Genomic DNA, 14804 nt, shown 5'->3' on the forward strand with positions numbered 1-14804 from the left:
TCAAAAAAAAGAGATGGATTGAGGTGAGCGGAAAGACGATGGAGAGATTGGGAAAGTTGCCATTTATCCTGCCGAAAGTGTTAGCCGCTCTAACCCTGTTCTGCTTTTTTCTGGCAGGGATGGGGTCGGATGCGCATGCAGCGGATACTGCGCGTGTCGCGAGAGTGGAGCAAGTAAGTGGAACCGTCATGGTGAAAAAGGCGGGGGGAACAAAGGCATACAAAGCGTTCAAAAGCATGAGCTTGAATAAAGGCGATCAAATTTCAACCGGACCCAAGTCAAGCGTCGTGCTCACGATTGTCGATCATCATGATGAAATCACAGTGGGCGAGAATTCTTCCATTACCCTCGCCCAGTTACAAGCATCCCTTACTGGCAAACAGACCAACGTAAAGGTATCGGCAGGCTCTGCATTCATCAAGGTTAAATCTTTGACCAATCAGAGCGATAACTTCTCGATCAAGACACCGACCGCCATCATGGGGGTACGGGGTACGCAATTTACAGTGATGGTTGATCCAGTGACGGGCAAAAGCAAGGTGATCGTCGCATCCGGAATCGTCCAGGCAGAGAATACGCTAAATCAGGAACAGGTGACGGTGCTTCCGTTGATGCAAGGCGTGTTTTATGGGAATGAGCTCTCGCAGCAGCCTGAGACCGCGACGAGCTTGATCCTGCCGGAGGACATCGTGCAATCGGTATCGCCGGAAATCATAGAGTCGATGATTCGCAACAAAGAGATGCTGGATCAAGAGCACGATCAGCTCATTCAACAATTGCAGGGCGGGGCAGCCGAATACCCACAATTGCATTTGGAGCAGCAAGCAGATGTTGAACAGTATGAGGAAAACTTGAGGAATTGGATGAATGCCTTGATAAAAGAGGCATTAGACGAGAAAGTGGTGAGCGAGAGTCAAATTTCCGGAGCCATCAATCAGGCGAATCCGGAATTGACCCGCAAAATCCAGCTCGGCGGGGAAGGCGACGCCGTCCATTGGAATGAAAAGCAGCTGGAAGAACGCGACCATTTGCTTGAAGCGGAGCGAAAGTATAGGGAGCAGGTGGAACAAGAGTTACAGAACCGCAACAATCAAGTGCCGGTCAGCCTGCAAGAGCAAATCCGGCAACAAATAGAAGAATTGCGCCGGCAAAACGACGCTGCCAAGCAGAAGGAGCAGGACAGGATCGATCAATTAGCGCTCGCTAGGGAAAAAGGAAGTATGGACTCCCATTTGGGCGGGTCTATCGGCGGCTCCGGCGGCTCGGGAGGTTCCGGTGGTTCGGGTGGCTCTGGCGGATCAGGCGGAGGCTCTGATCCCGGCGGCGGAGATGATAAGGAAGATAAACTGGACATCGCCAGCATCCCTGCCATAACAGAACGGATCGAGGCTGGCACCTCCTTTAAACTGCCGTCGCGGGCGACAGCCGTATTGAAGAATGGTGACAAGGCGAAGGTATTCGTGAGCTGGGGTCAGACCCAAGTAGATACCTCGCTGACAGGCAGCTACCGTTTTTCCGGAAAAGTGAAAGATTACAAAGAAGAAGTCATTTTGAACCTGCACATATACGCACCTTTTGACAAGCCGGCGAAGGTACAGAGCGGAACCATGCTGTTTGAAAAAGACTTTATGCTCGTAATGGGCGATCAGACCATTCCAAGCGATGCGACTGTCACCATCACGGAGGTGCAGCCCGCCAACAGCATGACTGCAGCAGGTTTGGTACTCCAGTTTGCTTTTGAGGGGATGAAAGTGAAGGAGTCCGTGACGCTCTCTTATCCCATCGCTTCAGGAGAAGATGCGAGCGATGTCGGTATTTTTAGCGAGAAACGGGAGCAAAGATGGGCATACATCCGCTCTACCAGTGTGAGTGGTGGAAGGGCCATAGCCAGTGTAGACGAATTGGGAACGATCGGCGTGTTTCATGCACCTCAAGTATCCCCCGTTATCGCAACGCCGGATGCTGGACTGGTAGATGGAAACACGAGCATTACACTGGAAACCAGTACAGCGGAGGCCGACATCTACTATCGGCAAAGTGGGAAATTCGACCGATACAAGCGAAGCGATAAGCTGAGGTTATCCGATGGAGGCGAATTGGAAGCATACGCGGCTGCCGATAACATGCGTGACAGTGAAATCAACAGCTGGACATACAGCACGGTAGCGGCTGATGTTGTCGATAGCCAGCACGTAGAGATTTCCTTTTCCGAACCGATACGCAGTGGTTCTGGATCGGAAGTGACCCTGCAAAACGGGCGCACCTATCGTTTGGGCGTCGAATCCAAAGATGGATCACAGCAATTGGCGATAGCAAGCGGCTCGCAAACAGGCAGCCGTGCCGTGCTGTTAACGCTGGCGAACGATACAGCAGAAATGCCGCAAAATACGTTTGTTGTGAAATTTTCGGATGACAGTGATGTCGTGGAGAGTAATTCATTCCTGTTAGGGAAGGTGCCTCCACCGCCGCCGCCACCACCGCCTCCACAAGAAGATAAACGGATTAGCCTTGAGTTAAGCCCTGATGGCAGTGCTCTCTTTATCAGGTGGGATCCGGTCGAAGGCGCTGCTCGGTATGAAATATGCATTGATGGCGAGTGTGTACCTGTAGAACAAGGTGAAGATGGAGACCAGTTGGAATACAAGCTACTGACAGAGCAGGGCGTAACGTACAAGGTGAAGGTTACTGCCTTCGATGGTGAGAATCATGCTATCGCAAAGGGGACGGAGACGTATACAGCTGAAGGGGAAATACCTCCAACGGAGCTGGAATGGATAGAAATCGAGGAAGTCAGAGAAGATCATACTTATATCAGATGGAACGCGGTCGAGAATGCAGACTCCTATCAAGTTTGTATCCTTGAAGTTGCGTGCTCGTCGCCAGGCGAACCCAGTGGAGAAGGACAGCAGCTGGAGTATCATCCTGACATAGAAGCTGCAGGTACTTATGAGGTGATGGTTACAGCTTACTCAGGGGATCAGGCAATCGCCAAAGGAACGAGGTCGATTACCGTTGAAGGGGATACAGAGCCGCTGCCACCATTGGAACTGGAAGGAATCGAAGTTATACCGGATGCATTTTCGGTTCAAATCCAATGGAATCAAGTCATGAACACAAAGCATTACGAAGTATGTGTAAACAACGAATTTAATGATGAAGCCGGCCAGGACAATTGTGGCTATGTGACAACCAATGTTTATGAGATGCAAGACCTGGCACCTGGTTTGTATACGGCGAGCATAACTGCTTTAAGCAACGACGATGATATTTTGGCAAAGGGAGAAGTATCATTTTCGTTTGGGCTGGCTTTAAAAGCCTCAAAGTACACGGATTCCAAACAACGAAAAGACCTGAAAAAAGCGAAAAAGCGAAAAGAAGCGCTAGACCCAACAGATGAGACAGACCCAGTAGAAGAGAAAAGCCAAAAGGAGGGTGAGGTCTTTGAGACAAACAAGGAAACAGACTAGCCAAAGAACGATCTGGTTATCCCTATTCCTGGGGGCAATTCTCTTTGAAGCGAGTCCAGCAACAGCAGCTTTCGGATCCACAATACCCGAAGCCAATCCGATTCAGACAAACACAGTGCAATCCCAAACTATCGCTGGTGCTGGAACGGTAGGAGATAAGAACGGTCCCGCACCGTCCGCCACTTTCCGCCAGCCTATGGGTATTGCCGTGCATTCGGATGGATCCGCCTCTATAGCGGATTCGTCCAACCAGCTCATTCGTAAAGTCACAAATAACACCGTAAATACTTATGCAGGACTTAGCATCTCCCGCGATGCCAAAGGCTTTCCGGAAGGGACGCTTCTGGACGGTCCCCTGCACCAATCGATGTTTCAGCAGCCCCAAGGCTTAGATGTCGATCGGGAAGGCAATCTGTATGTCGCGGATGCTGAAAACCATTCGATCCGTAAAATTACGCCGCAGGGTGTGGTGACAATCGCCGGAGACGGTGTCCAAGGATATCAGGACGGCCGTGAGGAAAAAGCACGCTTCCATTCCCCTGCAGACGTGGCGGTTGCTGAAGACGGAACAATTTATGTAGCGGATACGTTAAATCATGCCATCCGTAAAATCACCCCAAAGGGCAAGGTGACGACCTTGAACCGTGTGTCAGAGCGGATCGTTGCATTGTCCAGCGGGTACGTGGAGCGCGCGGGAGATTACCAGGATGGCAAGCTGAGTGAAGCCAAATTCAATGAACCGTCCGGCATCGCAATCGATGCGCAAGGCAATTTATATGTGAGCGATTCGGGAAATCAGCGGATCCGTTATATCGATCTGAAAAACGAGACCGTGACGACTGTCGCTGGGGAACCGACTCTTGCCTATCCGCCAGCCAGCTTTTATGCGGAAGGAGCTCTGGAAGACGGAGAAGCGGGAAAGGCAAAGTTCCAATTTCCCAAAGGGATTGCCGTAACCGCAGAAGGTGGGCTTGTAATTGCAGATAGCGTGAATCATGCGATTCGTTATTTGCACGGAGGAACGGTAACCACGCTCGCCACATCCTTTGATACGCCAGTTGACGTCGATGTCGATGCGCAAGGGAACATCTGGGTAGTCGATTCCGGCGCGAATGCGATTTTGCAGCTGCAGATTCCCGAAAAGAAATGAAACAAAGAAGAAGCCTTGGAAACAAGGCTTCTTTTCACTTTTGCTCAGTCCTTTATGTATAATACTTTTCCAACGTCTTGGCAGAGCCCGTCCACTTGGACAGCTTGGCCAACAACCCGAACATCACTTTTTGCAAACCACGTGGAACATGAGGAACGTAAAACTCGCCCATTTCAAACAGCGTACCGAGCAACAAGATATTTTTCGGTATGTCCTGCTGCAAAAAGGGCAGGTAAAAGCTTCGGCCATCTGTGTCCAGACCATAGCCGCATCTTACAAAATGCTCAAACGTTCCAGCCGGCCGAATTTCTACCGTAAAACTGACAACCTTGTCAGAAGGATTCCAGAAGCTATGGATCGTACCCTCCGGCACATGTGCCTTCTCTCCTTCTTTCAAAAAGGTCTTTTTCCCATCAATGGTCAGCTCCAGATTCCCTTCCAGACCAGTAAACGACTCGACAAACTGCGTGTGGTAGTGCGGGAAAATTCCATTGGCGGGGGGCAAATCAGTGCGAAAGAGAAGAAACTCCCCATTGGTTTCCTCCATCGTTTTGAGAAAGGTTACTTTCTCACCTGTTCTTGGGTTGATGACGACACGGCTTAATTCAGACATGAAAGTTCCCCTTTAACATTGTAACTTTAAGAAAAGTGCTAATCAGAATATAATGGATATACATAACGTTCGACAAGATTTGACATTTTTACGTTTATGAGGGGAGGGTGTAATGAGCAAGCTAGAATTGGATTTACATGGCTATCGATTATCAGAAATGATTGCAAAGAATCGCAGTACGATCGTATACAGGGGCGTTCGAGCGGAAGACAATCAACCGGTCATATTGAAGATGCTGAAGGAAGAGCACGTCACGATTGAATCAGTCGCAACATTAAGAAATGAGTACAACATTCTTCAATCCATTCATTCCGCAGCCGTTGTCAAAACGGTGGACTTCCTCAATCGGGGCAGAGAAACGGTGCTGGTGACCGAAGATTGCGGAGGTGTGTCCCTGGATATCTTCTTGAAAATGGAAGGGCTCACCATTCGCGACCTGATTTTGATCTGTATCCGGATCGTTGAATGTATTGAGGAAGTACATAAACACCGCATCATCCATAAAGATATCCAACCTGCAAACATCTTGATCCATCCCCTTACCCGAGAAGTGAGATTGATCGATTTTGGCCTTGCCACGCGTCTTCAACCTGGTCATCACGGCATGAAAACGGTCAGGGAGTTGGAAAGCGGCTCCAGCTACATGTCTCCCGAGCAGACCGGGCGCATGAATCGCTCTCTGGATTATCGGACAGATTTTTACTCCTTTGGGGCCACCGCTTATGAAATGCTGACGGGACACCCGCCTTTTCGCGCCGTCGATCTGTTGGAATTGGTGCATGCCATTATGGCGGTCCAGCCAGTCTCTGTGATTGAAAGCAACCCGCAAGTGCCATATGCCCTCTCCGCGATCATCATGAAATGCTTAGCCAAAAACGCGGAGGATCGTTACCACAGTGTCAGCGGTTTGCTGGCTGATTTGCAGCAGTGCAGATTGGAAATGGAAGAGACGGGCACGATACAGCCGTTTCTTTTGGCACAGCATGATCTGTCGGATCGCCTGCATATTCCGCAAAAATTGTATGGACGAGATCACGAGTTGGCCGTGCTTGCCGAGACATATCAGCAAGTCTGCAACGGGAAGACAAGGCTGGTTCTGATCCATGGCCAAGCTGGCGTCGGGAAGTCTGCACTCGTTCAGGAATTTCAGAAAACACTATGGCCCAGCAGAGGGCGGTTTATATCCGGAAAATTTGATCAGTACAAACAAAACATTCCCTACATGTCCCTGATTCAAGCCTTTCAAGGGCTTATCCGGCAGCTTCTTGCAGAAAGCAAAGAGGAGCTGGATGTATGGCGCACCCTGATACGGGAAGCAGTCCAAGGCTTGGGACAGGTGATCGTCGATGTCATTCCCCAGTTGGAAATGATCATTGGCATACAGCCGCCTGCACCTGAATTGCCTCCTGTCGAGGCCAAGAACCGGTTTCAAATGGTCATGCAGCGGTTCGTACGTGCATTGGCCAGGCCAGACCATCCGCTGATCTTGTTCCTGGATGATTTGCAGTGGGCCGATCACGCGACATTGCAGTTAGTCCAGCAGCTGATTACGGACATGCATGTTCGCCATCTGCTGGTCATCGGAGCCTATCGTTCCGATGAAGTCGGGTCGGCGCACCCCCTTGTGCTGATGCAAAGAGAACTAGGCAGCAGGGAAGGCACATTGCAGGAAGTGACGCTGGAGCCTTTGCGTGAATGGGAGATCAACCGCATGATCGCAGAGATGGTTCATACCGATGTGCGGGAGACCATCCCCCTGGCCCGATTGATCGTACAAAAAACAGAGGGAAATCCGTTTTTCGCCAAAGAGTACGTAAAAACGCTTCACGATCGGAAGTTACTCCGGTTTTCCTATGCAGAGAAACGCTGGCAGTGGGATTTCATGGAGATCGAGAAATTCGGCACAGCTGACAACATCGTTGCGTTTCTGGTGGAAAAGCTCCGCACACTGTCTGCGGAAGAGCAAAGACTGCTTGCCTATGCGGCATGCCTGGGAAGCACGTTCACCTTAGAGATGATCGCTGCTGTATATGGAATCTCGGATGCAGGGGCGCTCCGGAAACTATGGCCTGCCATCATGGAAGGGCTTGTCGTTTCCCGGCAAGAAGAGCAGTATCTGGCCTATGTGGGGCTGGAGTTTCAGTCGAATCGTCTTCATCTGCAATTCTCCTTCGTTCACGATCGTTTGCAACAGGCAGCCGTTTCCTTGCTATCCGACAGGGAGCGCGAGACGGTCCATCTGCAGATTGGAACGATGATGCGGAGCTATTTTGCCGATACGCAGCGGGATGAAGAGCTCTTTGAAATGTGTGATCATCTGTATCAGGCAAAAGCGTTGATCAACGACCAGGAAGAAAAGGCTCGCATCGCGCAGCTGCATCTCCTGGCAGGGAAAAAGGCGAAAGCATCGACTGCTTACGATGCCGCTTATACATATCTGAATCAAGGGGCGGAAATGCTGCCTGCATCAGCGTGGGAGGACAATTACCCTCTGGCTGTCGAGTTGTATACTCTGCAAGCAGAAGCCGCTTATCTGAGCAATCGGTTTGAAGAAGCGGAGCGATTGTTTGCGCTTGTTCTTGGCCACGCGCAAACCGTATTGGAGCAGGTTGCCATTTTGGAGATCAAGATCCTGATGTATACCGGCTTGGCCAGGTTCGCGGATGTGCTGGCTTATGCAAAACAGGCTTTGCGTTTGCTGGGGGTTTCTCTTCCGAAAAAGATCGGCATGCTGGATATGCTCACGGAAATCGGGAAGATCAAACGGAGAATGATCGGGCGCAGCGCGGGGCAGCTGGTTCAATTGCCGTTGATGGAAGACGAACACATCAAAGCAGCGATGAGAATCATCAGTATTGCTGGACCCTCTTCCTATTTTGTGGAGCCAAACTGGTTTGCGCTCACGATTTTGCGTGCCCTCACGCTTTCGCTGGAGCGTGGAAATGATGTGGCTTCTCCCAATGGGTACACCGGCTACGGCATCGTCCTTTGCTCCAAATTTGGGGATTATCGAAATGGATACTTGTTTGGCGAGCTTGCGTGCAGCATTGCGGATCAGTTCGCAGATCCGCTAGCGCAGACGAAAGCCTATGGTGCCCACGCACTGCTGATTAATCATTGGCAAAATCATGCGCGGACCAATATCCCCTTGCTGGAAAAAGCGATCCGGCATGGCGTGGATAGCGGCAGCAACATCTATATGGCCTACAACATGCTGGGAATGCTCGATGCGATGTTTTTCTGCGGTGATCCAATGGAGGACATCCAGCAGCAGATTCAGCTTTATGCAGACGTCATTTCCCAAGTCAAAATCGTCGATCACGACGACCGCCTTTTATTGCTGGAGCAAACGATCCATAGTCTTGCAAAAAGCCATCCGGATAAGCCGGGGTTTGCCCTGCACGGTTTTGATGAGGAGAGCTATGCGGGGACAGTAAGGGATCAAGAGAATCACTTTAAACGGTATATGTACCATTATTATAAAATTCATTTGCTTTATCTCTTTGGTCAATACCAGGAAGCGGCAGACCTGGCGTCTGAGGCTGAGAAATGGATGGAAAGCGTAAGAGGACAGCTGCTGGAGCCACAGCATGTATTTATCCAGACGTTGGCGTTGACTGCCTTATATCCTTCCATTCACGCAGCGGAACAAGCGGCCGCGGCCAAAAAGATCAGGTCCAATCTGAAAAAAGTGAAAACGTGGGCAAAACACAGTCCGCAAAACTACAAGCACCGATACCAGCTGCTTGCAGCAGAGTGGGCATTGGTTTGCGGGAAAAAACAGAAGGCGGCAGCCCTGTATGAGCAAGCGATCCAACAAGCAAGACATGATGGCTTTGTCCAAAATGAAGGGATCGCTTGTGAGCGGGCAGCGGCGTATTCCCTATCCATCGGACACGAGACACTCGCGAAATACTATATCAATGATGCGTACCATGCGTATTTGCGCTGGGGAGCTGCTGCGAAAGCAAAGGATCTGGAAGAACGATATCCCCAGCTGCTGTATGGAAGCAAAGGGCTCGATCGTAAAAGTAGAGGAGGAGCGGAGGCACCATCGTCGAGCGTCCTCGATATGATGACGGTCATTCGCGCATCGCAAACCATTGCAAGCGAAATCAAACTGGACAAACTTCTGGAAACGATGCTGCGCACGGTGATCAGCAATGCGGGAGCTGAAAAAGGCCTGCTTATCTTGAAGAAGGAAAAGCAATGGGTCATTGAAGCAGCTGGATCCGTGAAGCATGGTGTAGATATGATGCAGTCTATGCCTTATGAACAATCCGGGCTGCTTTCCGTATCGATCGTAAACTATGCCATCCGAGCTGGCGAGATGATTGTGCGCCGCGATGCCTTCACGGAAGAGAAATACGCCAGAGATCCGTACATCAAACTGCACCAGCCCAAATCGATTCTTTGCTCGCCTTTGTGGCTGCAAGGAAAAATGATCGGAATCATCTACCTCGAAAATAATTTGGCGGCAGACGTCTTTGATGAGAAACGGATCGAGCTGCTGCAGATGATTTTCGCGCAAATCGCGATCTTCATCGAAAATGCACGGCTCTATCATCAGCTCGAAGCGTGGAACCACTCCTTGGAAAAGACCGTCGCCGACCGTACGGATGAGATCCAGCGGCTTTTGCGTGATAATAAAAACCTGCTTGATCATGCTGGACAAGGATTTTTGCTGTTTTCTCGCGATCAAACGGTTCATTCCCAATACAGTCGGGAATGTCTGCGAATCTTTGGCAAAGAGATTTCCGGCTTCCCGGTTGCGGAGCTGCTATACCCGGATCGGCCAGAAGATCAAGTGTTTGTGCAGCAGCTACTGGACAAGTATTTTGAAACGCAAAGCAGCAGTGAGAAGGAATTGTATCTCTCCCTGCTGCCGACAGAAGTCGTGGTCAATCATATGCCGATCAAGGTGGAGAGCAAGCCTATCTTTGACACCAAAGGTGACTCCACAGAAAAATTGATGATGGTGCTAACAGACCTGAGCGAGAAGCGAGCGCTCGAGAGCAAAATGGAGAAGGAATGGCAGACGCTCAAAATGGTGGTAACGGTTGTGACCAATCTGGGCATGTTCCATGAAGCAGTCCAAGAACTCTCCACCTTCTGCGAACATCATCAAGAGCAAGCAGATTCACACGAGGCATTGATCAAAGTACTTGGCAGGCTGCACACCTTTAAAGGGGAATTTAGTCAGTTGCAAATGATTCATACCACACAAATCCTGCAGGAGCTCGAAACAGCTTTTGTGGAGAGGATCAAAGAACGTGAGCAGCTGAAGGTAGTTCCGGACATGACGGCTGTACAGAAGGCTTTGCAGCAGGATATCGCCATCCTGCAGCAGATTCTTGGAAGCGGCATTTTGGAGCCAAAGGAGAGGATCGTATCATTTGCAGAAAACAGATGGGAAGCATTTGAAACGAAGCTCAAAGCCTATTTGCAAGAGCAGGGACGTCATGAGCTATTGCATGATGTGAAGCAGCTTCATTACCGGCCGTTTCGGGAGCTGCTGACGAGATACCCGGACTATGTGGGCAGAATCGCGGAGCGTTTTGGTAAAAAGATTGCACCACTAAGCGTCGATGGCGGCCATATGCTGGTCGACTCTTCCTGCTTTGCCGAGTTTGCTGAGTCGCTGGTGCACGTTTTCCGCAATGCCGTCGATCATGGACTAGAGGATGACAGCACCCGTCTTTCACAGAACAAAAACACGTATGGGACAATCACTTGCAGCATTGCACAGATCGGACAAGAGATCGTCGTTACCATTTCTGATGATGGCAAGGGCATTGACATCGAGGCAATCAAGGCGAAGGCCTACCGAAGCGGACTCCTTAAAGAGTCTGCCGAGAAGTGGAGCGATCAAGAGTGGATGGCAATGATATTTACCGATGTATTTTCTACAAAAGAGGAAATCGGTGAGTTATCCGGTCTCGGTATGGGGTTGTCCATCGTCAAGGAGGCAGTGGACCGCTTGGGCGGGCGCATTGAGATCAGAAGCAGCAAACACGAAGGGACAGCTTTTCTCTTTTATCTGCCCTGGCAGTCTTGAGAATAACAACAAAAAAGAGAGTCCGCGGTATAGCAACATACGCCGGATTCTCTTTTTTTCTGTATCAGAACGTGTATACTTCACTAGGCTTCTATTGAAGTATTTCTTATTTACGGGGAGTAGAAAGCACCAAATCAATCACAGAAAAAAACTTATCATGGTCAAAGGGCTTGATGATATAATGTCTGGCCCCGGCCTTAATGGCCTCAAATACCTGATCCTGAAACCCGAGCGTACTGATCATGACAATTCTGGCATCGGGAAATTCATGCTTAATTTTTTTCACCGTATCAATCCCATTCATGACCGGCATATTGATATCCATGGTGACCAGATCGGGTCTGTGCAGGCGATATTGTAAATAGGCCTCTTCTCCATTGGTTGCTTCAGCAACGACCTCGTGTTCCGATTGGGAAAGAATTTTCTTAAGCGATTCTCTGACGATGTAGGAATCATCCGCAATTAGTACTTGAGCCATACTATCTCCACCTATATATCAATCTTGATCGAGGGGTTGTCTACCTATATATAAACCTATTTTACTATAACAATCAGATGAATATGACTCAAGATAAATAAATATTTTATATTACTTTTGACCTAGGACTAACCTCCTTGTTTATTGCTGATGAAATAACATTTGCACTAATAATGATTCTCATTTATAGTTAGGGATGCAGATAAGGGAGAAGAAAAGAACCGTTACGAAAGGGGAAATGATCACCTTGCTCATCCAGACAAGAACAATCGTTGTACAAAAAGGCTTTGCAGATCAAGTCGTCGAGCGATTTACCAAAGAGAGCCCGATGGATTCCATGGAGGGTCTTTTGGATAAAACCGTCATGGTGAATAAAAGAAACAAGGAAGACCAAGAAGAAGTCATGGTCATGATCCGCTGGGAATCGGTAGATGCGTGGAAGAACTGGGAGAAAAGCGATGCCCATATCCAAGGCCACAGAGAAAACAAAGGAAAGCCAGTACCAGAGTTCGTCATCAGCACGACCGTGAACATGTATGAAGTCAAATCGGTAAAGCCGGGGATCGGCCGTTCATAAAAACGTTACAGCAGCAGGAGACCATCCTTTTCAGGGTGGTTCTTTTTTTGGGGGATGCTTCGTTGGGGAGGGCTTAAGCAGGCGCTCTATTGCGAAACATGCTCTCTGACGTCATAAAATGAAAAATTGAAGAGACTCGCTTTTATCTTTTAGTCCGTTCGACTTTATGCAATGGCCACGTGAGGAAGGGAAGAGAGGGACGGGCGGAGTCTTTGTCACATCTACTTAGGTGGAGCTTCCAAAAGCGGTACACGCTTGTCGCGCAACCCCATCGGTTGAATACGCTTCTTTGAAACCTTTTGCGTGACGTACCGTTTTTGGAAGCGGAACCGGACAGTTTTCGCTTCCTTACGGGTGTGGCAAGAACGCAGCCCGCCCTCTCTTCCCTTCCCCCACCACTATGTATGCACCAACCGTTTTGTATATATTGACTCGATCGGCACCCATATGATATGAAAAAGGTGATTAGCACTCGATGGAGTAGAGTGCTAAAGAACCAGAATCGAGCATGAAGCAGCCAACAATAGAAAGGAGATTCAACATGGAAAAGAAGCAATTCCAAGCAGAATCCAAACGGCTATTGGAAATGATGATCAACTCGATCTATTCGCAGCGTGAAATCTTTTTGCGAGAGTTAATCTCCAATGCCAGCGATGCGATCGACAAAATCTATTACAAAGCGTTAACGGATGAATCTTTGCGTTTTGATCAAGACAGTTACTATATCAAAATCGTGCCAAACAAGGATGAGCGGACACTGAAGATCATCGATACCGGGATCGGCATGACAAAGGAAGAGTTGGAGAATAATTTGGGCGTTATCGCCAAGAGCGGCTCCCTTGCCTTCAAGAGTGAAGTCGAGCAAAAAGACGGACACGATATCATCGGCCAGTTTGGGGTCGGCTTTTACTCTGCCTTTATGGTGGCCGACAAGGTAACGGTCGTCAGCAAGGCGTTGGGCAGCGAGGAAGCGTACAAATGGGAATCCTCCGGTGCGGACGGCTATACGATCGAGCCCTGTGAAAAAGATACGGTGGGTACAGAGATCACCTTGTCCATCAAGGCCAATACCGAAGAGGACAATTACGATGAGTATCTGGACGAATACCGACTGCAATCCATCATCAAAAAATATTCCGATTTCATCCGCTACCCGATCAAAATGGATGTCACGACAAGAAAGCGCAAAGAGGGCAGCGACAATGAATTCGAAACCGTCCAGGAAGAGCAGATCATCAACAGCATGGTGCCGATCTGGAGGAAAAATAAAAACGAGCTGACTCCGGAGGATTACGAGAAGTTTTACAACGAAAAGCATTATGGCTTTGACAAGCCGCTGAAGCACATCCATATCAGTGTAGACGGGGCGGTACGTTATAATGCCATTCTATTTATCCCGGAGAAAATCCCGTTCGATTACTACACAAGAGAATACGAAAAGGGTCTGGAGCTGTATTCCAACGGCGTCCTGATCATGAGCAAATGCCCGGATTTACTGCCTGACTACTACAGCTTTGTAAAGGGCATGGTCGATTCAGAAGATTTATCGCTCAATATCTCCCGGGAAATTTTGCAGCATGACCGCCAACTGAAGCTGATCGCCAAAAATATCAAGAGCAAGATTACCGGCCAATTGCAAAGCATGTTAAAGGACGATCGGGAAAAATACGAAGCGTTCTATCAATCCTTTGGCAGACAGCTTAAATATGGCGTCTACAGCGACTTCGGCAGCAACAAAGACACTTTGCAGGATTTGCTGATGTTCTATTCCTCCAAGGACAAGAAGCTGGTCACGCTGGATGAGTATGTATCCCGCATGCCGGAGGATCAAAAATACATCTATTACGCTTCCGGGGAATCGATTGAAAGAATCGAGAAGCTGCCGCAGACCGAGCTGGTCGCGGAAAAAGGCTATGAGATTCTCTATTTCACCGATGAAATCGACGAGTTTGCCATCAAGATGCTGATGTCCTATAAAGACAAGGAGTTCAAATCGGTATCCAGCGGTGATTTGGGCATCGACTCCAAAGAGGATGAAAAGGATACCGAGGCGACCGAAAAAGAGCACAAAGAGCTGTTCGACGCGATGAAGCAATTCCTGACTGGCAAAGTAAAGGATGTGCGCGTCTCCAAACGGTTGAAGTCCCACCCCGTATGTCTTTCCACGGATGGTGAAGTGACCATCGAAATGGAAAAAATCCTGCGCGCCATGCCGAATAACCAAAATATCCAGGCAGAAAAGGTGTTGGAAATCAACCCCAACCATGAGGTGTTCCAATCGCTGCAGGCTGCCTATGAAAAAGATAAAGAAAAGCTGGAGCTGTACACCCACTTGCTTTACAACCAAGCCCTGCTCATCGAAGGCTTGCCGCTGCAGGACCCGGTGGAATTCTCCAATCACATCTGCAAAATCATGGTGACTTCCTAAGAAGGGCAAATCTCCATGTTAAACCGTCTGTCT

Annotated in this window: 7 protein-coding genes; 5 read left to right on the top strand and 2 right to left on the bottom strand. The window is 49.1% G+C overall.

Annotation, left to right across the window (positions count from 1 at the left end; all coding sequences use genetic code 11):
- The first annotated feature begins 38 nt into the window (after positions 1-38).
- Entirely contained in the window at positions 39-3467 is a 3429-nt protein-coding gene (locus tag EIZ37_RS06040; protein WP_134683680.1) for a FecR domain-containing protein, read from the top strand.
- Positions 3442-4617: an NHL repeat-containing protein gene (locus EIZ37_RS06045; protein WP_134683681.1), complete on the top strand. Its 1176-nt coding sequence runs from the start codon at positions 3442-3444 to the stop codon at positions 4615-4617. Before EIZ37_RS06040 ends, EIZ37_RS06045 begins: the two co-directional genes overlap by 26 nt.
- Positions 4618-4669: 52 nt before the next feature.
- Here EIZ37_RS06045 and EIZ37_RS06050 read toward each other — a convergent pair whose 3' ends face one another.
- Complete coding sequence (locus EIZ37_RS06050) at positions 4670-5230, bottom strand: cupin domain-containing protein (protein ID WP_134683682.1); 561 nt, start codon at positions 5228-5230, stop codon at positions 4670-4672.
- A gap of 112 nt (positions 5231-5342) precedes the next feature.
- Between EIZ37_RS06050 and EIZ37_RS06055 the strand changes: the two genes are divergently transcribed.
- Positions 5343-11288, top strand: coding sequence for an AAA family ATPase (locus EIZ37_RS06055; protein WP_134683683.1), 5946 nt, complete (start codon positions 5343-5345; stop codon positions 11286-11288).
- A gap of 106 nt (positions 11289-11394) precedes the next feature.
- On the opposite strand, the gene EIZ37_RS06060 is transcribed toward EIZ37_RS06055, so the two are convergent.
- Complete coding sequence (locus EIZ37_RS06060) at positions 11395-11766, bottom strand: response regulator (RefSeq protein WP_134683684.1); 372 nt, start codon at positions 11764-11766, stop codon at positions 11395-11397.
- Between the two features lie 247 nt (positions 11767-12013).
- On the opposite strand from EIZ37_RS06060, the gene EIZ37_RS06065 reads away from it, so the two are divergent.
- Positions 12014-12343 (top strand): antibiotic biosynthesis monooxygenase, encoded by a 330-nt coding sequence (locus EIZ37_RS06065; protein ID WP_134683839.1) that lies wholly within the window; start codon positions 12014-12016, stop codon positions 12341-12343.
- Between the two features lie 541 nt (positions 12344-12884).
- Positions 12885-14771, top strand: coding sequence for a molecular chaperone HtpG (htpG, locus tag EIZ37_RS06070; RefSeq protein WP_134683685.1), 1887 nt, complete (start codon positions 12885-12887; stop codon positions 14769-14771).
- The last annotated feature ends 33 nt before the right edge of the window (positions 14772-14804 follow it).

Source organism: Brevibacillus migulae, assembly GCF_004521915.1.
Lineage (GTDB): Bacteria > Bacillota > Bacilli > Brevibacillales > Brevibacillaceae > Brevibacillus_F > Brevibacillus_F migulae.

Bases quoted from the DNA above. Each gene is read 5' to 3' on its own strand.
- EIZ37_RS06040 (WP_134683680.1), top strand. From the start codon at position 39: ATGGAGAGATTGGGAAAGTTGCCATTTATCCTGCCGAAAGTGTTAGCC.
- htpG (WP_134683685.1), top strand. From the start codon at position 12,885: ATGGAAAAGAAGCAATTCCAAGCAGAATCCAAACGGCTATTGGAAATG.
- EIZ37_RS06055 (WP_134683683.1), top strand. From the start codon at position 5,343: ATGAGCAAGCTAGAATTGGATTTACATGGCTATCGATTATCAGAAATG.
- EIZ37_RS06060 (WP_134683684.1), bottom strand. From the start codon at position 11,766: ATGGCTCAAGTACTAATTGCGGATGATTCCTACATCGTCAGAGAATCG.
- EIZ37_RS06050 (WP_134683682.1), bottom strand. From the start codon at position 5,230: ATGTCTGAATTAAGCCGTGTCGTCATCAACCCAAGAACAGGTGAGAAA.